At 59.6% G+C, this 22046-nt stretch carries 22 protein-coding genes; 5 read left to right on the top strand and 17 right to left on the bottom strand.

Features of this window, described 5'->3' with window-relative positions:
* Positions 1-5: 5 nt before the first annotated feature.
* From ADIMK_RS04455 to ADIMK_RS04425, 7 genes are all read right to left on the bottom strand, one after another.
* The gene (locus ADIMK_RS04455) at positions 6-458 is read right to left on the bottom strand and encodes a DUF4426 domain-containing protein (RefSeq protein WP_036184063.1); all 453 of its coding nucleotides are present in this window, start codon (positions 456-458) and stop codon (positions 6-8) included.
* A 17-nt stretch (positions 459-475) separates the two neighbouring features.
* On the bottom strand, positions 476-1066 hold the full coding sequence (metW, locus tag ADIMK_RS04450; protein WP_036184061.1) for a methionine biosynthesis protein MetW: 591 nt from the start codon (positions 1064-1066) through the stop codon (positions 476-478).
* Positions 1056-2246, bottom strand: coding sequence for a homoserine O-succinyltransferase MetX (gene metX, locus ADIMK_RS04445; RefSeq protein ID WP_051692454.1), 1191 nt, complete (start codon positions 2244-2246; stop codon positions 1056-1058). Before metX ends, metW begins: the two co-directional genes overlap by 11 nt.
* A gap of 110 nt (positions 2247-2356) precedes the next feature.
* A complete protein-coding gene (locus tag ADIMK_RS04440; protein WP_036184059.1) occupies positions 2357-2656 on the bottom strand; it encodes a DUF167 family protein in 300 nt (99 codons plus the stop codon).
* A gap of 3 nt (positions 2657-2659) precedes the next feature.
* Positions 2660-3202 carry a YggT family protein gene (locus ADIMK_RS04435; RefSeq protein WP_036184057.1) on the bottom strand — a complete coding sequence of 181 codons (543 nt, stop codon included), beginning with the start codon at positions 3200-3202 and terminating at the stop codon, positions 2660-2662.
* 98 nt (positions 3203-3300) lie between these two features.
* Entirely contained in the window at positions 3301-4140 is an 840-nt protein-coding gene (gene proC / locus ADIMK_RS04430; protein ID WP_036184054.1) for a pyrroline-5-carboxylate reductase, read from the bottom strand.
* Positions 4141-4155: 15 nt separating this feature from the next.
* Positions 4156-4854, bottom strand: coding sequence for a YggS family pyridoxal phosphate-dependent enzyme (locus ADIMK_RS04425; RefSeq protein ID WP_036184050.1), 699 nt, complete (start codon positions 4852-4854; stop codon positions 4156-4158).
* An 87-nt stretch (positions 4855-4941) separates the two neighbouring features.
* Between ADIMK_RS04425 and ADIMK_RS04420 the strand changes: the two genes are divergently transcribed.
* Both ADIMK_RS04420 and ADIMK_RS04415 read left to right on the top strand, forming a co-directional pair.
* Positions 4942-5976: a type IV pilus twitching motility protein PilT gene (locus ADIMK_RS04420; protein ID WP_036184047.1), complete on the top strand. Its 1035-nt coding sequence runs from the start codon at positions 4942-4944 to the stop codon at positions 5974-5976.
* Positions 5977-5998: 22 nt separating this feature from the next.
* Positions 5999-7162 carry a PilT/PilU family type 4a pilus ATPase gene (locus ADIMK_RS04415; RefSeq protein ID WP_036184044.1) on the top strand — a complete coding sequence of 388 codons (1164 nt, stop codon included), beginning with the start codon at positions 5999-6001 and terminating at the stop codon, positions 7160-7162.
* A 65-nt stretch (positions 7163-7227) separates the two neighbouring features.
* Here the strand turns inward: ADIMK_RS04415 and ADIMK_RS04410 are convergent, their stop codons facing one another.
* The 10 genes from ADIMK_RS04410 to metK form a co-directional block, all read right to left on the bottom strand.
* A complete protein-coding gene (locus tag ADIMK_RS04410) occupies positions 7228-8502 on the bottom strand; it encodes a dihydroorotase (protein ID WP_036184041.1) in 1275 nt (424 codons plus the stop codon).
* A gap of 14 nt (positions 8503-8516) precedes the next feature.
* Positions 8517-9530, bottom strand: coding sequence for an aspartate carbamoyltransferase catalytic subunit (locus ADIMK_RS04405; RefSeq protein ID WP_036184039.1), 1014 nt, complete (start codon positions 9528-9530; stop codon positions 8517-8519).
* Positions 9531-9551: 21 nt separating this feature from the next.
* Complete coding sequence (pyrR, locus tag ADIMK_RS04400) at positions 9552-10061, bottom strand: bifunctional pyr operon transcriptional regulator/uracil phosphoribosyltransferase PyrR (RefSeq protein WP_036184037.1); 510 nt, start codon at positions 10059-10061, stop codon at positions 9552-9554.
* On the bottom strand, positions 10042-10518 hold the full coding sequence (gene ruvX, locus ADIMK_RS04395) for a Holliday junction resolvase RuvX (protein ID WP_036184035.1): 477 nt from the start codon (positions 10516-10518) through the stop codon (positions 10042-10044). Before ruvX ends, pyrR begins: the two co-directional genes overlap by 20 nt.
* 14 nt (positions 10519-10532) lie before the next feature.
* A complete protein-coding gene (locus ADIMK_RS04390; protein ID WP_036184033.1) occupies positions 10533-11105 on the bottom strand; it encodes a YqgE/AlgH family protein in 573 nt (190 codons plus the stop codon).
* Between the two features lie 54 nt (positions 11106-11159).
* Positions 11160-12119 carry an energy transducer TonB gene (locus tag ADIMK_RS04385; protein WP_051692452.1) on the bottom strand — a complete coding sequence of 320 codons (960 nt, stop codon included), beginning with the start codon at positions 12117-12119 and terminating at the stop codon, positions 11160-11162.
* A gap of 7 nt (positions 12120-12126) precedes the next feature.
* On the bottom strand, positions 12127-13080 hold the full coding sequence (gshB, locus tag ADIMK_RS04380; RefSeq protein WP_036184029.1) for a glutathione synthase: 954 nt from the start codon (positions 13078-13080) through the stop codon (positions 12127-12129).
* Between the two features lie 20 nt (positions 13081-13100).
* Positions 13101-13829 (bottom strand): 16S rRNA (uracil(1498)-N(3))-methyltransferase, encoded by a 729-nt coding sequence (locus ADIMK_RS04375; protein ID WP_036184027.1) that lies wholly within the window; start codon positions 13827-13829, stop codon positions 13101-13103.
* 62 nt (positions 13830-13891) lie between these two features.
* Positions 13892-16057 carry an EAL domain-containing protein gene (locus ADIMK_RS21225; protein WP_081849655.1) on the bottom strand — a complete coding sequence of 722 codons (2166 nt, stop codon included), beginning with the start codon at positions 16055-16057 and terminating at the stop codon, positions 13892-13894.
* Between the two features lie 160 nt (positions 16058-16217).
* The gene (gene metK / locus ADIMK_RS04365) at positions 16218-17408 is read right to left on the bottom strand and encodes a methionine adenosyltransferase (RefSeq protein WP_036184025.1); all 1191 of its coding nucleotides are present in this window, start codon (positions 17406-17408) and stop codon (positions 16218-16220) included.
* A 264-nt stretch (positions 17409-17672) separates the two neighbouring features.
* On the opposite strand from metK, the gene tkt reads away from it, so the two are divergent.
* The 3 genes from tkt (at position 17673) to ADIMK_RS04350 (ending at position 22007) form a co-directional block, all read left to right on the top strand.
* A complete protein-coding gene (tkt, locus tag ADIMK_RS04360; protein WP_036184024.1) occupies positions 17673-19667 on the top strand; it encodes a transketolase in 1995 nt (664 codons plus the stop codon).
* 88 nt (positions 19668-19755) lie between these two features.
* Entirely contained in the window at positions 19756-20775 is a 1020-nt protein-coding gene (locus ADIMK_RS04355; RefSeq protein ID WP_036184022.1) for a type I glyceraldehyde-3-phosphate dehydrogenase, read from the top strand.
* Between the two features lie 65 nt (positions 20776-20840).
* Complete coding sequence (locus tag ADIMK_RS04350; RefSeq protein ID WP_036184020.1) at positions 20841-22007, top strand: phosphoglycerate kinase; 1167 nt, start codon at positions 20841-20843, stop codon at positions 22005-22007.
* Positions 22008-22046: the final 39 nt, after the last annotated feature.

Raw genomic sequence — 22046 nt, 5'->3', positions numbered from 1 at the left:
GCGCCTCAATTGGTATAGAAGGTTTGCTCGAACTGGATGTTGTAGGGCTGGGCATTGGCATCGGGCTGAACATCCAGCGTGATGATCTGCTTCTCCTCTTCGGTGAAGCGAAAACTGCCGATGTAGTACAGTGCCTGACCTTCGTCGATCAGCTGAAACTCCAGCTGTTGCGCCTGTTGCAGCAGGTTGGCGGCCTGACCGCGGACCTGGGCGCGCACGGGGGTTTTACTGCCGTCATCACCGATTTTCAGCACGGTAACATTAACCAGCGCTCGCACCGAACTGCGGGTCAGGTTGTACTGCTGAGCGACTTCGGGCGTGACGAACGTCGAGTTGAAGGCGTTATAGTGAATCTCGTATTTGCCGTCCGAGATCGACTGCTCGGCGTTAGCCGAGACCGCCAGCAGACTCAGAATCAGGGCGCTGCCAAGATGTGTCAGCGTGCGTAGTAGGGCCATGTTCATGCTCCTTGTTATCAGCGCGTGATGCGGTAGATCGCGATCTCGCCGAGCATGTTGGGCCAGAGTCTGATCCACCAGCGGTCACGCAACGTGTGATCCACTACTGTTCGGTCGAGGATTTGGATGTTGCGCTCCACGCATAGCTTCTCGAAATCATCGAAGGTGCAGAAGTGGATGTTCGGCGTGTTGTACCAAGTATAGGGCAGGAACTTGGATACCGGCATTCTGCCCCTGAAAGCAAGATAGAAACGGGCGCGCCAATGTGCAAAGTTCGGGAAGGTGACAATACACTCCTTGCCGATGCGCAGCATCTCGTCGACGATCTGATCCGGCCGGTGCATGGTCTGAAGCGCCTGAGTCATCACCACCGAGTCGAAGCTGTTGTTGCGGATGGACGCCAGACCGTTGTCGATATCCTGCTCGACCACATTGACGCCTTTTTCGATGCAGGCGGTGATGTTATCGTGGTCGATCTCCAGTCCATAACCCTGAACACCCTTTTCCTCGGCGAGATGAGCCAGTAGCTCGCCGTCACCGCAGCCCAGATCGAGGACACGGGTGTTGGGCTTGATCCATTCCTGAATGATCTCCAGATCAGCGCGCATTGGCCGTCTCCTTCTGTTCCTGCTGGGCTTTCCCGATACCGACATCGCGTGCAACCCGCTCCATGTATGCACCGAAGAGCTCCATGTAACGGGGGCTCGGAATCAGGAAGGCATCGTGGCCATGGGCCGATTCCACCTCGGCATAGCTGACCTGTTTGCCGGCCGCCACCAACGCATCGACGATCTCCCGTGAGCGCTCGGGCGAGAACCGCCAGTCGGTGGTAAATGCGACGACCAGAAAGCGGCAGCTGGCGTGGCTGAGTGCCTTGACCAGATCGTCGTCATAGTCGGCGGCAGGGTCGAAGTAATCCAGCGCCTTGGTCATCAGTAGGTAGGTGTTGGCGTCGAACGCGGTGGAAAAACGCTCGCCCTGATACTGCAGATAGGACTCCACTTCAAACTGCGGGTTGAAATCGAAGCTCAGTTTGCCCGCGCGCATCTCGCGGCCAAACTTCTCACGCATGCCGTCATCCGACAGATAGGTGATGTGTCCGACCATGCGTGCCAGTGCCAGTCCCGTCTTGGGCACGACCTCCTGCTCGTAGTAGTGCCCCTGATGGAATTGCGGATCCTTGGAGATCGCCTGACGCGCGACCTCATTGAAGGCGATGTTCTGCGCCGACAGTTTTGGCGCCGAGGCGATTACCAGACTGTGAGCTACCCGCTCGGGGTAGTCGATCGACCACTGCAGCGCCTGCATGCCGCCGAGACTTCCGCCGACGATTGCAGCCCACCGCTGTATGCCCAGATGATCGGCGAGCCGGACCTGAGAGTTGACCCAGTCCTTGACAGTGACGATGGGGAAATCGGGGCCATAGGGCTTATGGGTGTCCGGGTTGATGCTGGTAGGCCCTGTAGAGCCGTGGCAACCGCCTAAGTTGTTCAGTGCGACCACATAGAAACGGTTGGTGTCGATCGCCTTGCCCGGTCCAATGGCCGAGTCCCACCATCCGGGTTTGCGATCATCCATGCTGTGATAGCCGGCGGCGTGGTGATGGCCGGACAGGGCGTGGCAGATCAGCACCGCGTTGGAGGCATCGGCGTTCAGGGTGCCATAGGTTTCGATGACGAGGTCGTAGTGCTCCAGCACACGGCCACAGGCCAGTGCCAGAGGTGTATCGAAATGGATAGTCTGTGGAGTAACCAGGCCGACCGAATCGGCGGGAATGACGCTGGGCATGGATAGGCTCTCGATCAGGTTGTCAGGGGCGAACGGGTCCGTGTAGAGATGAGCGTCACATCTCGTAATAGAGCCCTCGACAGTGGATCAGGAACTTGCTTGCGTACACCTTAGTCTCTCTCTATCGGCAGCGTATCGGGCAGCCGCGAAGGGTTTTCAATTCTGACTCGCTTGGCGCGGCCCAGCTCACCGCTGATGATGGTGACATCGCTTTTCGGCACGCCGAACAGCTTCGCCAGATACTTGATCAGGTGCGCGTTGGCGCGCCCCTCTATCGGCGGTGCGGTGATGCGAATCTTAACACTGTCCGCGTGCAGACCCGAAATCTCGTCTTTAGACGCCTTGGGCTGAAGGTGGCAGCTGAGGATCAGCGCACCCTCGTCCCAACGGTAAAAGCGGCTCTGTGTCACGGTTCAGAAGGTGAACGGTGCCAGCTGCGACCGCACGATCTGGATGATCAGGAAGATCAGGATCGGAGAAAGATCCAGCCCGCCCAGCGACGGAATCACCTTGCGCGAGAGCCGGAACAGCGGCTCGGTGATCTGCAACAGCAACTGTGGCGCAGGGTGGTAGCTGTCAGGTGCAATCCAGCTAATGATGACTGCGCCGATGACCGCCCAGAAGTAGATCAGCAGGATAGAGTCCAGCAGTGTTGCCGCCGAGAATAGCAGAATCGCCGGTATGTTGGGGTCTACGCTGCGCACCAACATGATCGCAAGGAGCACAAGGATGTAGACTCCATACGCCAGCAACAGCGGCGATAGATCGATGCGCCCCGCCCGCGGCAGCAGTTTCTGCAAAGGCTTGAGCGGCACAGACGTGGCGCGGACCACGGCCTGAGAAATCGGGTTGTAGTAATCCGCACCAGCCACCTGCAACAGAAAACGCAGGATAAGAATGAAGGCATATATCTGGCCGACGGTGTGGATAATCAGAATGATCGGATCCTGTGCCATGTAAAGTCCTGTTGCGGTCACTCGGTAGTTAGGGCGCTCAGTATAGAGGCTTTACCCTAAGGGTTGAACCTTGGGCGCCCTTCCTGTGGGTGTTGACGTCAGTTCTGGCAGAGCTCTTCGCTCAACCCTTCGGCGCGGTCGCGGCAGGCTTGCATCGCCTTGAGCACCATCGCCTCGTAACCCTGTGCCTGGAAGCTCAGAATCGCCTGCTCGGTGGTGCCTTTCGGCGAGGTCACCTGAGCCCTGAGCTGTGCGGGCGAGAGGTTGCTCTGGCTGGCCATTTTGGCCGCGCCGAGTGCTGTTTGCAGCGTTAGCTTCAGGGCTGTGTCAGCATCGAGACCCAGCTGTTCGCCGGCCTTGGCCATCGCTTCCATCATTAGGAAGTAGTAGGCAGGACCAGAGCCCGAAATGGCGGTTACGGTGTCGACCTGCGCTTCCTGTTCGACCCACAGCGCAATGCCGACAGCTGCCAGAATAGCTTCTGTCTGCTCTTTCTGTGTCGGGGTCACCTTGCTGTTGGCGTAGAGTCCGGCAGCGCCTGTCTGCACCAGCGAGGGTGTATTGGGCATGCAGCGTACCACCGCCAGATCACCGCCGAACCAGCGCTCCAGCGCCTCGGCGGTGATGCCGGCGGCAACCGAGATCAGCAGCGGACGTTTCTGCTGCACGCTGTCACGATGCGCCTCGCCCAGCGCCTGCATGCCCTGGGGCTTGACCGCGAGGACCACGATATCGGCGTTGAGTATGGCGTTATCGTTATCGGCGGTGGCGTGAAGCCCGCGCTCGGCCAGATCGGACAGCTTGTCCGGGTTGCGTGCGGTGACCCACAGGTGATCGGCCGGATAGCCGGTGGCCAGCAGGCCCCCGATAATGGCGCGGGCCATGTTGCCGACGCCGATAAATGCGATGTTGGGTGAGGAGTTAGGCGTAGAAGTCACAAATATTTCCTGTTGCTAGACATTCTTGGGGATTCGGGCGCCGAAGAGGGCCGTGCCGATACGCACGATTGTCGCGCCTTCGGCTACGGCGGGGACAAGGTCGCCGGACATGCCCATCGACAGGGTGTCCAGACCCGGCACATCGGCTGCCAGTTGTTCCAGCAGTTGGCGCAGGTCGGCAAAGGCGCGGCGTTGTTCCTGTTCATCGTCGGTTGCTTTTGGAATCGCCATCAATCCGCGCAGGCGGATACCCGGCAACTGGCTCAACGCCTTTGCCAGTTCAGGTGCTTCCTCGGGCAGACACCCCGATTTGCTCTGTTCACGGGAGATGTTGACCTGCAGGCAGATGTTCAGAGGCGGCATCGCTTCCGGGCGCTGGTCCGACAGACGCTGACCGATCTTGAGCCGGTCGACGCTGTGTACCCAGTGAAAATGTTCGGCAATGGGGCGCGTCTTGTTGGACTGGATCGGGCCGATGAAGTGCCACTCCAGATCCAAATCCGATAGCGCGTCGATTTTGTCCAGCGCTTCTTGCAGGTAGTTCTCGCCGAAACGGTTCAGACCACAGGCGTGGGCGGCGCGAATATCCTCCGCCGGACGGGTCTTGCTGACCGCCAGCAGGCTGACGCTTGCGACCGGGCGACCTGCGTGTCGGCAAGCGTCTGCGATCTGCTCCGTAACCTGGGCGATGTTCTCTTCTATACTTGCTTTCATTACCGGCTTTTAACTAATGTCATTGGAATGTCCGGGCGGTTCTGCTAGAACAGGAGTTTGAACGTTACAAGTCCCGGGCCCTGGATTATGGATATTACCGAACTTCTCGCCTTTGCCGTACAGCAGGGCGCTTCCGACCTTCATTTGACCGCTGGCATGCCGCCTCTGATCCGTGTCGATGGCGATGTCCGCCGTATCAAGTTGCCTGCACTTGAGCACAAGCAGGTGCATACGCTTGTCTACGATATTATGAATGACAAGCAGCGCAAGGAGTACGAGGAGAACTACGAAACCGACTTCTCCTTCGAAGTGCCCAAGCTGTCACGTTTCCGTGTCAACGCCTTCAACCAGCATCGCGGCGCGGCGGCGGTGTTCCGTACCGTACCCAGCAAGGTGCTGACGCTGGACGATCTGGGCATGGGCAAGGTATTCCGAGACCTGTCCGATCAGCCCCGCGGTCTGGTACTGGTGACCGGCCCTACCGGTTCCGGTAAGAGTACCACTCTGGCCGCGATGATGGATTACGTCAACGATACACGGTCCGATCACATCCTGACCATCGAGGATCCGATCGAATTCGTCCACGAGAGCAAGAAGTGTCTGGTCAACCAGCGAGAGGTGCACCGCGATACCCACAGCTTCGCCAACGCTCTGCGCTCGGCGCTGCGTGAGGACCCGGATATCATCCTGGTCGGTGAGATGCGAGACCTGGAGACAATACGTTTGGCGCTGACCGCGGCGGAAACCGGTCACCTGGTGTTCGGTACCCTGCATACGACCTCGGCGGCGAAGACGATAGACCGTATAATCGACGTGTTCCCGGCAGCGGAGAAGGATATGGTCCGCTCCATGCTGTCGGAATCGCTGCAGGGCGTTATTTCCCAGACCCTGCTTAAGAAGCCCAAAGGGGGGCGTGTGGCGGCCCACGAGATCATGATCGGTACGCCCGCGATCCGAAATCTTATCCGTGAAGACAAGGTGGCGCAGATGTACTCTGCAATTCAGACCGGGGCCGCCTACGGAATGAAAACGATGGATCAGGCGTTGCTCGAGCTGGTCAATAAGGGCCTCATTTCGCGCGATACCGCGCGCGAGAAAGCGAAGAACCCCAGCTCGTTCTGATGTGCTGAAGGAGAGATAAAGAGTGGATTTCACGCAACTGTTGAAGGTGATGCATGAGCGCGGCGCATCGGACCTGTTCGTCACCGCCGGTGCCGCACCTTCTATCAAAGTGGACGGAACCATCAAGCCGCTGACACGGGAAACGCTCAAGCCCTCTCAGGCCAGAGCGTTGGTCTACAGCACCATGAACGACAAGCAGCTGGCCGAATTCGAGGGCACCAGCGAGTGTAACTTCGCGATCAGCGCGCCGGGCATCGGACGTTTCCGTGTCAGTGCGTTCATGCAGCGCAACTCGCCGGGTATGGTGCTGCGTTCGATCAACGATTATATCCCCTCGCTTGAAGAGCTGAACCTGCCGCCGGTGCTCAAGGATCTGGCGATGACCAAGCGCGGCCTGATCCTGTTCGTCGGTGGTACCTCGACCGGTAAGTCCACCTCTCTGGCGTCGATGATCGATTACCGTAACAACCATCATGCGGGGCACATCATCACCATCGAGGACCCGATCGAGTATATCCACTCGCACAAGAAGAGCATCATCACCCAGCGTGAAGTGGGGATCGATACCGAATCCTTCGAGATAGCGCTGAAAAACACCCTGCGTCAGGCACCGGACGTGATTCTGATGGGTGAGATACGTTCGGCCGACACGATGAAGTTTGCGCTGCAGTTTGCCGAGACCGGTCACCTGTGTCTGGCCACACTGCACGCCAACAACGCCAACCAGGCGTTGGACCGTATCATCTCCTTCTTTGGTCCTGAGCATCACAGCCAGATCTGGATGGACATGTCGCTGAACCTGAAAGCGATCATCGCCCAGCAGTTGCTGCCGACCGTTGACGGCAAGGGGCGTCGTGCCGCCATCGAGGTGTTGATCAATACACCGCTGATTCAGGACCTGATTCGCAAGGCCGAGGTACACGAGATCAAGGAGGTGGTGAAAAAATCCACCAACCTGGGGATGCAGACTTTCGACCAGGCGCTCTATACCCTGTATCGAGATGGCATCATCACCTACGAAACGGCGCTGGGCCATGCGGACTCGGCGAACGACCTGCGTCTGATGATCAAGCTCAACTCCGATACCAACCCGGATCTGGAGACCGACGACATGCCGTCATTCACGCTCCAGGATACCGAGGACGATCTCAACATCCAGGGCAACATGGATGTGAAAGGGATGTAAGCGCGCGGGTGTTGTGCAAATAAAAAAGGCCGCTGGGATCAGCGGCCTTTTTTATTTGCTGTGAATCAGGTGCGGTAGACGATCTGTCCGCCCAGCAGGGTGGTGTGTACCCGTCCCTTGAAGGTGCGGCCGGCAAACGGCGTGTTGTGACCACCGGAGCGCATCTGCTCGGGCTCCAGAGTCCACTGCTCCTGCGGATCGAATATGCAGATATCCGCCTGGGTGCCGATCTCAAGCGTGCCGTCGTCCAGACCCAGAATGCGGGCCGGGCCCAGTGTCAGCTTCTCGATCAGCTGCGGCAACGCCAGAAGCTGTTCGTCGACCAGTTGCAGACACAGCGGCAGCAGGGTTTCCAGATTGCTCATGCCCGGCTCGGTCGCTGCGAACGGGGCCTGCTTGGCGATGGCCTCATGCGGCTGGTGGTCCGAGCAGATCGCCTGAAGCGTATCGGTGACCAGTCCCTGACGTAATCCGGCGCGATCGAGCTGCCCGCGCAGTGGCGGCATCAGGTGATAGTCGGCATCGAAGCCGTTGACCTGTTCGTCGGTGAGCAGCAGGTTCTGGATTGAGACATCGGCACTGACACGCAGTCCACGCTCTTTGGCAGCTTCAATCAGACGCACCGAACGCTCGCAGGATAGCTGGCCGAAGTGAGCACGCACACCGGTCTGCTCCACCAGCATCAGGCAGCGCGAGACCTCGATCGTTTCCGCCGCTTCCGGGATACCGTTGAGGCCCAGTCGGGTGCTGGTGGCACCCTCATGCATACAACCGTGCAGGCCGAGAGAGGCATCCTGTGCCTGAAAAATGACCAGCAGGTCGTGGGTGGCGGCGTATTCCAGTGCCCTGAGCAGGACCAGTGTGCTGGCCATTGGCAGGCGGGCGTTGGTGAATGCGATACAACCGGAGCCGGCCAGTGCGTGCATCGGAGCCAGCTGCTCACCCTCAAGGCCACGGGTCAGCGCGCCCATGGGCAGCACACGTGCCAGACCCTGCTCTGCCGCGCGGTCCTGTATCAGCTCGGCGACGGCGGGTGTATCCACTACAGGTTTGGTGGTCGGTGGGGTGATTAGCGTCGTGATACCGCCGGCGGCGGCCGCGGCGCTCTCCTTGGCGATGCTGCCCTTCTGGGTATAGCCCGGCTCGCGGACATGGGCGCAGAGATCGATAAAGCCTGGGCAGACCACCTTGCCGGTGGCGTCGATGGTCTCGTCGACTTCAAAACCCTCCGGTTGCTCACCGATCGCCAGGATCTGCTCGCCGCTGATGTACAGGTCGCAGACCTGGTCCAGCTGCTGGGCCGGATCGATTACCCGGCCACCCTGAATCAGAATGTTCATTGTCTTCTCGATCCTTATGCGTTGAGGTTGTCGGCGTCGGGCTTGGCATTCTTGTCGGCCAGCTGGCCGCTCATCGCCATCGACATGACCGCCATACGCACGGCGATGCCGTTGGTGACCTGATCCAGGATGACAGAACGCGGGCCGTCGGCCACCGCGGATTCGATCTCCACGCCGCGGTTGATCGGGCCCGGATGCATGACGATCGCCTCAGGGTGGGCGAAAGCGAGCTTGTCGGTGGTCAGACCGTACAGTTTGTAAAACTCGGATTCGCTGGGTAGCAGGGCGCTGTCCATACGCTCTTTCTGCAGCCGCAGCATCATCACCACGTCCACATCACGCAGCCCCTGAGCCATATCGGTGAAGACTCTCACACCGAGCGACTCGATATTGCGTGGCAGAAGCGTCAGTGGTGCGATAACACGAATCTCCGCCGCACCGAGCGTGCGCAGGGCATGAATCTGTGAACGGGCTACGCGGGAGTGCAGGATATCGCCGACGATGGCGACCTTGAGCGGTTCGAAATCGCCCTTGTGGCGGCGAATGGTCAGCATGTCCAGCATCGCCTGAGTCGGGTGAGCGTGACGCCCGTCACCGGCATTGATGACCGCCACATCGGGGGTAACCTGACTGGCGATGAAGTGTGCGGCACCGGAATCGGAGTGACGTACGACAAACATGTCCGAGTGCATGGCGCGCAGGGTCATCAGGGTGTCTTTCAGCGTCTCGCCTTTCTTGGTCGACGAGGTGCTGATGTTCAGGTTCAGCACGTCAGCAGAGAGGCGCTTGGCCGCCAGTTCGAAGGTGGACAGGGTGCGGGTGCTGGCCTCGAAGAACAGGTTGACCACCGTCTTGCCGCGCAGCAGCGGTACCTTCTTGACCTGCTGCTCGCTCATGTCGACGAAGGAGTCGGCGGTATCGAGAATCTCGGTCAGCAGATCGCGTGGCAGCCCTTCCGTGGTCAGGAAGTGGCGCAACTGACCGGTAGCGGTCAGTTGAATCGGACAGGTATTCATAGGATCGGACATGTCGGTTTCTCGCTCTCGGCGTCAGTCGCGTTGGCGGATTGTCAGGGTCAGCGGTTCGGGGCCGTTCAGCTTGATCGACTGGTCGGCGCCCAGAGCCAAGGTACCGCCGACTACATCGGCCTGAATCGGCAGTTCACGGCGTTGCAGATCAAGCAGGGTGATCAGCATGACCGAGGCGGGCCGGCCGTAGTCAAACAGCTCGTTCATCGCGGCACGGATGGTACGGCCGGTCATCACGACGTCGTCCACCAGCAGGATGTGACGGCCTTCGACCGCGCAGGGCAGCTGCGATGGCTGCACCTTGGGGTTGAGGCCAACCTGTGTGAAGTCGTCCCGGTAGAAGGAGATATCCAGCACGCCAAGCGGCGTTTCCAGACCCAGCTCCCGGTGCAGATGCTCGGCGATCCAGGCGCCTCCCGTACGGATGCCGATCATCAGCGGATTGTCGATATTGCGCTGGGCGATCTGCGCCCGGGTTTCACTGCAGATTCGCTCCAGTAGCGCGTCAACGCTAAGGGTTCCCGATAGCATAGAGATCCTCCAGTCGGGTATGACTTGGTATGCGGGTATCGCTGGCGAACCAGTCCTCCAGCAGCAGGCGTGCTGCAATGCCGTCGACCGATTCCTGTTTGAAGTTGGTGCCACCGCCTGCGTCGAGATGGATGCGTTTGGCTTCGGCGGTGGTGAGGCGCTCATCGATCAGAAAGCAGGGGCGTTGGTAACGATCCTGTATGCGGTTAGCGAACTTGCGGGAGCGTCGCGCCATTTCGCTGATGCTGCCATCCATGTTCAGTGGCAGACCGACCACCAGTGCATCGGGCTGCCATTCCTGAATCAGCGCATCGAGTCTGTCCCAATCGGGTTTGCCCTCCTGCGCACGTAGCGGATCGAGGGGCGCAGCGGTACCGGTGAGAGACTGTCCGATCGCCACGCCGATACGGGTGGTGCCGAAGTCGAACCCCATCACCTGCTGGTTGTCACTGCTCATGTAATTGTGTGCGCTCAGGCATGTCCGGCATGTGCCGTCAGTAGACTTAGGTTGATTCCGAGTACGGATGCGGCAGCCTGGAGTCGATCCTCGGGCGGCATCCGGAACATTATATCGAAATTGGACGGACAGCTTAACCAGAGGTTTTCACTGAATTCGGCTTCGAGTTGACCTGGGCCCCATCCGGCGTAACCGAGCGCGACCAGATAGTCGGCAGGTCCCTCACCGCGGGCGATCGCTTCGAGAATATCAAGGGAGGTAGTCAGGCTGATATCGGGGGTGATTTCATGGCTGCATAACCAGCCGCCTGTGGCCGGCTCGGTTCCGTGCAGGACAAAGCCGCGATCCTCGTGGACAGGGCCGCCGGTATAGACCGGTTGCTGACATCGCAGCGGAACGTCCACCTTGAGGTCGAGATGACTGAGCAGCTCCTGAATCGGCATGCCAGCGCTGCGATTGATGATCAGACCCATAGCACCGTATTCGCTGTGGTCACAGATGTAGGTAAGGGTCTGCGCGAAGTTGGGATCTTCGAGGTGGGGCATCGATAGCAGAAACTGATTGCGCAAGCCGTGTGTGAGCGCCATATACTGTCCCTGGCTTGGGGGTGTGTCTAAGCTGTTTGTTTTCACACTTAACAATTAGTACACACGGGCCTGTTTCTCAAATTTCCAGGTACGTATTACCTCCAATCGATCTGTACGTTTTCTCATCTCGACCGGGAAAGGTTGGAACGGCGCGGCCAGCTGAACGATGCGGATCGCGGCATCATCCAGTATCGCGTGGCCTGAGGATTCCAGTATCTCTACGTTTTCGACGCTGCCGTCGGGCTTGATCGCCACCAGCAGGCGCAGGACGCCGTAGATACGTTCACGACGTGCTTTTTCCGGATAGTTGAGGTTACCCACCTTTTCGATACGCCGACGCCAGTTGTCGAGGTAGATGGCGTCTTCATGGGAAAGGGTCGACGCCGCACTGAGGCGTCTTACCCTGGGGCGTTTGGAATAGGCCTGGCGCTCCATGTCGAGCTGTGCCTGCAGGTTGGCGATCTCCAGACTGCGCGCCATCAGAGAGGTGGAGCTGCCGGTCTTGGGCTGTGGTTTGGCGGCGGCCTTCTGCTGAGTATCGGCGGACGCCTCGGGTTTTACCTTCTGCGTTGTAGTGACCACCTGTTGTCCGCCGGAACGCTTGACGGCGGCCGGCTCCGGCGCCGGAGGCTCGGGTGTCGGTGGCGTCGCTTCGACCGGTTGGGGTGCGGGTGTGGGTGGCAGTGGGGCCGCCTGAGCCGATTGAGGCTTGGGCTCGTTGCTGGTGAACGGCGCCTCTTCGGTTGTAGTGGGCACGCGCTTTTCATCGCTTGTTCCGCTGCCCTGCTGATTGCTCTGGGCGATGAAATCCGCTTTGTCAGGCGCCTTGTCCTGATGGAACTGTGCCAGTGTAATATCCAGTGTCTGCTGGGGCGGCGGCGGGTCCGGAAACTCGAAGCTCAGGGCCAGCAGGAGCAAACCGTGCAGGGTCGCCGCCATGAACAGCAGGAAACCGAAGCGCTCCAGACTGTGTGAGCGCCAGTCGATCATCTCCGGAATATCCCGCTTCTTCATCGTGCTGTCAGGACTCGGCGAGCGTCTGCTCGATCACATCCATCAACTGCATACCGATATCCAGTCCGAACTGGGCGTCAAGCTCGCGCAAGCAGGTCGGGCTGGTGACGTTGATCTCGGTGAGGTAGTCGCCGATGACATCAAGCCCCACAAACAGCAGTCCCTTTTCACGCAGGGTCGGGCCGACCTGCTCGGCAATCCAGCGGTCCCGGTCCGTTAATGGGCGGCCTTCACCGCGTCCGCCTGCTGCCAGATTGCCGCGGGTTTCGCCCGCCAGCGGCACGCGGGCCAGTGCGTAGGGTACAGGCTCGCCGTTGATCATCAGAATGCGCTTGTCGCCGTCGACGATCTCCGGGATGTACTTCTGCGCCATGATCGTCTGGCTGCCGTGAGCAGTCAGGGTTTCGATAATGACACCCAGGTTTACGCCGTCTTCGGTGATGCGGAAGATGGACGCGCCGCCCATGCCGTCAAGCGGCTTGAAGATCACATCCTTATGCTCGGCGTGGAAGTCGCGCAGCAGCTGCGCATCCTTGGTCACCAGCACTGGCGGGCAGCACTGCGGGAAATGGGTGGCGAACAGTTTCTCGTTGAAATCGCGCAGCGCCTGGGTACGGTTTACGATCAGTACGCCATCGCGTTCAGCCAGCGCCAACAAGTGAGTGGTATAGATGAACTCGTTGTTGAAGGGTGGGTCTTTGCGCATCAGCACGACATCGAGGTCGGCCAACGGGCGGGTCTGGTATTCGCCGCGCTCGAACCAGTCGTTCGGGTCCATCGATACGCTCAACGGCGCCATTTGGGCCTGTACGGTGCCATCCCGCATGAACAGATGGCGCTGCTCCATGTAGTGCAGTTCCCAACCCTTGCGCTGAGCCGCCCAGAGCAGTGCCAGCGAGGTGTCCTTCTTGAAGGTAATGGACTCGATCGGGTCCATCACGATACCGACTTTGATCGTCATCTGTTCATCCTGTTTCTGTGTTAGCCCAAGTCGCCCCAGAGATACTGTAATACGGCAGCGGCGGCAACCGGGGCGGTTTCGGTGCGCATCACACGGGGCCCAAACGCGACGGGTCTGAAGCCAGCCACCATCGCCTGCTCGACTTCATCTTCTGTCAGGCCGCCTTCGGGGCCGATCAGCAGTGCCACCGACGAGGGGCGGGGCAGGCTACCCAAGGGCTCTGCCGTGTGATGATGCAGTACCAGTTTAAGTTCCGCGTCGATACCGGAGAGCCAATCGGTCAATGTGCTGGGCTCCTCGATCTCAGGGACGCGGCATCTGAAGCTCTGCTCGCAGGCGCTGATGGCGATCTGTTGCCAGTGGCGCTGGCGCTTCTCCTGACGCTCCTGATTCAGGCGGACTTCGCAGCGCTCGGTAAACAGGGGGTAGATGCGTTCCACCCCCAGTTCGGTAGCTTTCTGGATTGCATAATCCATTCTCTCGCCGCGGGAGATCGACTGCCCGACGAGCAGGCGCAGCGGCGACTCCCGTTGTGGAGAGCACGCCTCACCGATCTCGACCATCGCCTTTTTCTTGGAAACATCGCACAGCATTGCCGGAAACTCGTGGCCATCGCCGTTGAACAGAACCAACGATGCCCCTTCACCAAGGCGCAGCACTTTGACGCAGTGATTGAAGGCGTTTTCGTCCAGTTCTATCCGGGTACCGCTGGTCAGCGCGCCCGGATGGTAAACGCGGGGGATTCGCATAGGCTAATGTGTATCGTCAAATAGGGGGATTATGCCACAGGCCTGAGCATCAGCGGAGCTTGTCAGAGGATGTCGGCGTCGATCTCCAGATCCTCGTTCAAAAGCGCTTCGTAGTCGGCTCTCTCCAGCGGTCGACTGAGCAGGTAACCCTGCACGAGATCGCAGCCCATCTGCCGCAGTTCATGCAGCTGCGCCTCAGTTTCCACGCCCTCGGCGACCACCTTCAGTCGCAGCCCGTGAGCCAGGTGCAGAATCGCCTCGATGATCTTGCAGCTTTGTGGGCTTGACTCGATATCGTCGATGAAGCTGCGGTCGATCTTGATGTGATCGATAGCCAGATTACGGATCCGGCTCAGCGAGGAGTAGCCGGTGCCGAAGTCGTCAATTGCGATCTGGACGCCGAGCTGGCGGATCGAGTCGATTCTGTCCTGAATCCGCTCCATATCTTCGATCAGCACACCCTCTGTCAGCTCGAATTCGAGATGCTTGAGCAGTGCAAAGTCTTCGGAGAAAGCGTTGTTCAGCATCAGCTCGAAATCGGGCCGCAGAAAGCTGATGCCGGAGAGGTTGAGGGCCAGTCGAGGCATGCTCAAACCCTGTTTCGACCACTGTCGTAATTGACGGGCGACGGCATTGAGTACCCACAGGTCGATGCGCTTGACCAACCCTGTCTGCTCTGCAAACGGAATGAATACGGCTGGGGAGATCAACCCCTGTTGGGGGTGGCGCCAGCGCAATAAAACCTCGGCCGAGACCGGCTGGTTGCTGCTCAGGTTGTAGATCGGCTGGAAGGCGAGGAAGAATTGGTTTTCCTCCAGAGCGACTTGAATGTCCTGCCAGAGGGTCAGTCGCTGATCGACCGCGGTGGTGGTCAGCGAATTGAACCATACCCAGTCGCGCTCTTCACGTCGGGCACCGCGTAGGGCTTCCTCTGCGCGTCCGATCAGCTGGAACTCCTGATCGCCATCGCCTGGATACAGGCTGACACCGATGCGCCCGTGCAGGGAGAAGGGCTGGCCATCGATCGATACCGGCAGGGCAATGGTCTCGAGCAGCTCGCGCAGCAACGCGCGAACCTTGTCATCGTCTCCCGCTTCGGGGCGTACCAGTGTCAGGGTGTCTTCTCCGTGGCGGGCCAGTACGTCATCGACCCGCAGATGCTCGCGCAGGCGTTCGACGATCAGATTCAACACCCGGTTGCTGCATTCCCTCCCCCAACGGGTGGTGATTTCGCGCAGCAGCACCAGACGAATCACCAGCACGGCGAGTCTGCAGTCATGACGCTGTTGCCGGCTAATTTCGCGCTCGAGCGCTTCACCCAGCGCCTGACGGTTATAGAGTCGGGTAACAGGGTCGAACTCCTCAAGGAAGCGGGCATGATCGCTAAGCTTGCGCAGTCGGAGGTTGTCCTGAGCTTGGCTCTGCAGCAGCGCAATGGCACGCGCCAGCGTGCCCAGTTCGTCGCGCCGTTCGATGCCGCGCACCTCGCCTTCGAGCTGCCCTTCGCCCAATCGGCGGGCGGCCTGACACAGTTGAGTGATCGGGCTGCTGATGTTGTGGGCGATAATCAGCGCTACGGCCAGCGTCAGCAGCAGTAGCGTCAGCATGACGATTGCCAGCGTCAGCAAGCGCTCTATCAGTTGCTGGTCGATATCCTGAACATGTACACCTGACCCCAGCACCCAGTCACTGCCGGGGACGCGCATGACGTAGCTGATCTTGCTGCTCTCCAGCCCCAGGTGGCCCATCCCATCACTTTCAGCCCAGTGATAGCGCCAGAACGTGCCGTTGCGGTTGTCGAGCTGCGTCAGCAGATCGGAGAGCAGGCCGACGCCCTGGCTATCCTTTAACGTCTTGATATCCTGCCCTTCGAGTTCGGGGCGACCGGCATTGCTGATCATGGTGCCGAAGGCGGTGTCGATCAAAAACAGATAGTTGCCCTGACGGTACCGGGAGATATCCAGTTGCTTGCGCACCTGAAGAATCAGCTCGTCGCGGCTAAGCCGGCTGTCGGTGTAAAGAGAGTGAAGTTCGGCGACGGGGCCTGCTGCCAGTTCAACGATGCTGCGAATCTCGTTTTTGCGTGCGTCGATGAGGTCGTTTCGGTGCAGAAGGGCGGCAAGCGCAGTGGAGATCAGAATGCTGAACAATGACAGAGAAACCAGCAACAACAGCTTGCGCCGGATGCTGAAGTGGCTCAGAGATAGCATTGATCTGTCGTTACGCATCGGCGGTAAATTGACTCCTGCAGGTCGGTTTGGCGACCTGAAAAGAGGCTGGCTGATCAGCCCCTCGATCCATTCTTGTTATGCGCCCCGCATCCGCTGGCGGCGGGATAAAAAACCCGGCGCTTTGGCCGGGTTCGTAGCAGTCTAGACTGAAGCGGGCTTAGAGGCCAGCCTCCTGACGCAGGAGATCGGCACGGTCCGTTTTTTCCCAGGGGAAAGCGGTGAAAGTGTCGTCTCCGACAGTCATTTCAAAGGGTTGGCGACCAAAGTGACCGTATGCAGCGGTCTGCTTGTACATCGGATGCAGCAGGTCGAGCATACGGGTGATCGCATAGGGGCGCAGGTCGAAGTGCTCGCGCGCCAGTTGGATGATCCGCTCGTCGCTGATCTTGCCTGTACCGAAGGTGTTGATCGAGACGGAGGTCGGCTCGGCAACGCCAATGGCGTAGGAAACCTGAATCTCGCAACGGTCGGCAAGACCTGCTGCGACAATGTTTTTGGCCACGTAGCGACCGGCATAGGCAGCTGAACGGTCAACCTTGGACGGGTCCTTGCCGGAGAACGCGCCGCCACCGTGGCGTGCCATGCCGCCGTAGGTATCGACGATGATCTTGCGACCGGTCAGACCGCAGTCGCCCACCGGCCCGCCGATGACGAATTTGCCGGTTGGGTTGATATGGTATCGGGTGCCCTTGTGCAGCAGTTCAGGCGGCAGCACGTGCTTGATGATCAGCTCCTGCACGGCTTCCTGCAGATCGGCCTGGGAGACTTCCGGGTTATGCTGGGTGGACAGCACAACGGCGTCGATCGCCACCGGCTTGCCGTTTTCATAGCGGCAGGTGACCTGAGATTTGGCGTCCGGGCGCAGCCAGGGCAGCAGACCCGACTTGCGCGCTTCGGCCTGACGCTCGACCAGACGGTGAGAGAAAGTGATCGGGGCCGGCATCAGTACGTCGGTTTCGTTGGATGCATAACCGAACATCAGACCCTGATCGCCCGCGCCCTGGTCTTCCGGCTTGCTGCGGTCGACGCCCTGCGCGATATCCACCGACTGCTTGCCAATGATATTGATGACGCCGCAGGTTTCGCCGTCGTAGCCCACGTCGGATGATGTATAGCCGATATCGCAGATCACGCCACGTACGAGGGCTTCCAGATCGACCCAGGCGGAGGTTGAAATCTCGCCGGAGACGATGGCAACGCCGGTCTTGACCATGGTTTCGCAGGCCACGCGGGCGTGCATGTCCTCGGCGATGATGGCATCGAGTACGGCATCGGAGATCTGGTCGGCGATTTTGTCCGGATGTCCTTCGGAAACGGACTCGGAGGTGAACAGGCTGTATTCGCTCATCTGTACACAGGACCCTTAAAACGTGTGTGTTTACGGCGCGCGTGTTGCGCCGTATGCGTCATTCGAATCGGCCATTTTAGCGGCCTTGGAAGCGGAAAGCATAATCGGATAACGCAATCCGGCTGAAAATTTTGCGGTGTAGGCATGAATTTGGCTCAAATCGGGACAATTCGATTTGAAGCTGAGTGTTTTCTGCGCGAAAATTGCGCCTTTCACTTTTGATCTTCTCACCCGCAGATTGGGCCAGGCCCAGGAGTAGAGTAAATGTCCTCTCGTCGAGAACTTGCCAACGCGATCCGCGCGTTGAGCATGGACGCCGTACAGAAAGCCAAATCCGGTCACCCCGGTGCCCCGATGGGGATGGCGGATATCGCCGAAGTGCTGTGGAACGATTTCCTCAAGCACAACCCGAGTAATCCGCACTGGTTCGATCGCGACCGCTTTGTTCTGTCCAACGGCCACGGCTCCATGCTGATCTACTCCCTGTTGCACCTGACCGGCTATGACCTCAGCATCGACGATCTGAAGAACTTCCGTCAGCTGCACTCCAAGACGGCGGGTCATCCGGAGCACGGCTACGCGCCGGGTGTGGAAACCACTACCGGCCCGCTGGGTCAGGGCATCACCAACGCCGTGGGCATGGCGATCGCCGAGAAGGTGCTGGCAGCGCAGTTCAACCGTGACGGCCACGATATCGTCGATCACTACACCTACGCCTTTATGGGCGATGGCTGCATGATGGAAGGTATCTCCCATGAAGCGTGCGCACTGGCCGGTACACTGGGTCTTGGCAAACTGATTGCGTTCTGGGACGACAACGGCATCTCCATTGACGGTGAGGTCGAAGGCTGGTTCACCGATGACACCCCGGCCCGCTTCGAGTCTTATGGCTGGAATGTGATCCGTGGCGTAGACGGCCACGATGCCGACCAGATCCGTGCGGCGATTGAGCAGGCGCGCGGCAACCACGAGCAGCCGACCCTGATCTGCTGCAAGACCATCATCGGCTTCGGTTCACCCAACAAGCAGGGCAAAGAGGATTGTCACGGCGCCCCGCTGGGTGATGACGAGATTGCACTGGCACGCAAGGAGCTGAACTGGAACTACCCGGCGTTTGAGGTTCCTGAGGAGATCTACGCCGAGTGGAATGCCACTGAAGCCGGCTCCCATGCCGAAAACGAGTGGAACGAGCGTCTGGCCGCGTACCGTGCTGCCTATCCTGAATTGGCGGACGAGCTGCTGCGTCGTCTGTCCGGCGATCTGCCTGCCGACTTTGTCGAGAAGGCCGATGCCTGGATCAAGGAAGTGGCCGAGAAGGGCGAAAATATCGCCTCCCGTAAAGCGTCCCAGAACTCACTGAATGCCTTTGGTCCGATGCTGCCTGAGTTCCTCGGCGGTTCTGCCGACCTGGCCGGCTCCAACCTGACCCTATGGTCCGGTGCCAAGGGCGTCAGCCGCGAAGATGCCAATGGCAACTACCTCTACTACGGCGTACGTGAATTCGGTATGAGCGCGATCATGAACGGTATCGCGCTGCACGGCGGTTTTATCCCCTACGGCGCGACCTTCCTGGTCTTCATGGAGTACGCCCGTAACGCGGTGCGCATGGCCGCACTGATGAAGCAGCGCGTGATTTTCGTCTACACCCACGACTCCATTGGCCTGGGTGAAGACGGTCCGACACATCAGCCGATCGAGCAGATCGCCAACCTGCGTCAGACTCCGAACATGAATACCTGGCGTCCCTGCGATGCGGTTGAATCCGCCATCGCCTGGAAGGCGGCCGTGATGCGCACCGACGGTCCCAGTGCGCTGATCTTCTCCCGCCAGAACCTGCCGGCCCAGCCGCGCACCGAAACCCAGCTCGATGACGTACTGCGTGGCGGCTATATCCTCAGCGATTGCGAAGGCGAACCGGAAGTGATCCTGATCGCGACCGGTTCTGAAGTGGCGCTGGCAGTTGAGTCTGCCGAGGCGCTGCGCGCCGAACAGCGTCGTGTGCGTGTTGTCTCCATGCCCTGTACCGAGCGTTTCGATGCCCAGGACAAGAGCTACCGTGACAGCGTATTGCCGCCGAGCGTGAAGGCCCGTATCGCCATTGAAGCGGCCCATGCCGACTTCTGGTACAAGTACGTGGGTCTTGATGGTGCCATCATCGGCATGCGCAGCTTCGGTGAATCGGCGCCTGCCGGTGAGCTGTTCAAGCACTTCGGCTTCACCGTCGACAAAGTGGTTGGCAAGGCAAAAGCGCTGATCTAAGCCGACGTGGCTGTCTGATGCAACGGGGTGGCGCTGGCCGCCCCGTTTCTGCTCCATCCTTTATTCATTCGGGTTCGGTACATACGGCATGGCATATCGGGTTGCGATCAATGGCTACGGGCGTATAGGTCAGAGCGTACTGCGTGCGATCTATGAGCGGGGTCTGCAGCACAAGCTGCAGGTTGTAGCGCTGAACGAACTGTCCGATATCGACACGCTGACCTACCTGACCCGTTATGACACCACGCACGGTCGCTTTCCGTTGCCGGTGGACAATGATGGCGAGCACCTGTTGGTTGCCGGTGACCGCATACGCGTGCTGAACCAAGAGGATCCGCGTCAACTGCCTTGGGCGGAGCTTGATGTGGATCTGGTGATCGAGTGCTCGGGTTCGTTCAGCAGCCGGGCGATCGCCGAGCAGCATCTACAGGCCGGTGCCAAGCGGTTGTTGTTCTCTCAACCGGCGCAGCCCGATGTGGATGCGACCATCGTCTTCGGCGTCAATCAGCAAAGTCTGAAAGCGTCTGATCGCATCGTGTCGGCAGCATCCTGCACCACTAACTGCGTGATCCCGATACTGGATCTGCTGGATCGCCATTTCGGCATCGAGCAGGGGCTAACCACGACAATCCACTCGGCGATGAACGATCAACCGGTGATCGACAGCTACCATCGGACCGACCTGCGGCTGACGCGCAGCGCACTGCAGTCGATTATTCCGGTGGATACCGGCCTCGATCGCGGTATTGATCGCTTGCTGCCGCAACTGGCCGGGCGTTTTCGCTGCCTGCACGTGCGCGTGCCGACGATCAACGTCTCGTTGATGGACATGTCGTTGAACCTCCGGCGCGAAACCGATGCCCAAGAGGTCAATGCGATCATGCGCGAGGCGGCTGAGAGCGGTCCATTGGTGGGACTTCTGGGTTATACCGAGGAGCCGCACGCTTCTGTAGACTTCAACCGCGATCCCCGCTCGGGTGTGGTGGACGGCACCCAGACCCGGGTGGCCGGCGGTCAGATGCTGAAGCTATTGAGCTGGTTCGACAACGAGTGGGGCTTTGCCAACCGGATGCTGGATGTGGCCTACCATTGGCTGACTTTGCGCTGAGCCGTGCGAACATGGCTTGGCCGATACCTTATACAACGATTTAAATAAACTTACGGGAAACTGCGATGAGCGTACTGAAGATGACCGATCTGGATCTGGCAGGCAAACGCGTGCTGATTCGTGAAGATCTCAACGTTCCGGTTAAGGATGGTCAGGTAACCTCCGACGCGCGTATCCGCGCTTCGCTGCCGACTATCGAGATGGCGCTGAAAGCGGGCGCTAAAGTGATGGTGATGTCTCACCTGGGCCGTCCGACCGAGGGCGAGTACGAAGAAAAGTACTCTCTCGCACCCGTTGCTGCGCATATCGGCAAGCTGCTTGGCCGCGAAGTACCGCTGGTCAAGGATTGGCTCGACGGCGGTTTCGAGCTGAGCGAAGGCGAACTGGTCCTGCTTGAGAATGTGCGCTTCAATCCGGGCGAGAAAAAGGACAACGAGGAGCTGTCGAAAAAGATGGCCGCGCTGTGCGATGTCTACGTCATGGACGCTTTTGGTACCGCGCACCGCGCCCAGGCCTCTACTCACGGTGTCGGCAAATTCGCGACGGTGGCCTGTGCCGGTCCCCTGCTGGCCAATGAGCTGGAGGCCCTCGGCAAGGCGCTGGACAACCCGGCACGGCCGATGGCGGCAATTGTGGGTGGTTCCAAGGTTTCGACTAAACTTGAGGTCCTCAATGCGCTGTCAGAGACATGTGATCAGCTGATCGTCGGTGGCGGTATCGCCAACACCTTTCTGGCGGCGGCCGGCAAGCCGGTGGGCAAGTCGCTGTGCGAGCACGATCTGATCGACACCGCCAAGGCGTTGATGGCCAAGGTCAGCATTCCGCTGCCGGTGGATGTTGTGGTGGCGAAAGAGTTTGCCGAAACCGCAGAAGCGACCATCAAGTCGGTGGATGATGTGGCCGAGGATGACATGATTCTCGATATCGGCCCGCAGTCGGCGGCCAATCTGGCCAGCCTGCTCAAGGGTGCTGGTACCATTATCTGGAACGGCCCGGTGGGCGTGTTCGAGTTCGACCAGTTCGGCGAAGGTACCAAAACCCTGTCGCTGGCGATCGCCGACAGTGAAGGTTTCTCCATTGCCGGTGGCGGTGACACGCTGGCAGCGGTGGACAAGTACGGCATCGCTGACAAGGTCTCCTACATCTCCACCGGTGGCGGTGCGTTCCTCGAGTTTGTCGAGGGCAAGACGCTGCCAGCGGTTGCGATGCTGGAGCAGCGCGCAGCACAGTAAGAAAACGAGCGAGCTCCGGCCTGACCGGAGCTTTCGCAA

Source organism: Marinobacterium lacunae (assembly GCF_000705555.1).
Taxonomy (GTDB): domain Bacteria; phylum Pseudomonadota; class Gammaproteobacteria; order Pseudomonadales; family Balneatricaceae; genus Marinobacterium_D; species Marinobacterium_D lacunae.
The sequence above is the reverse complement of the archived record's forward strand: the minus strand, read 5'-3'. Positions and strand labels throughout refer to the sequence as shown.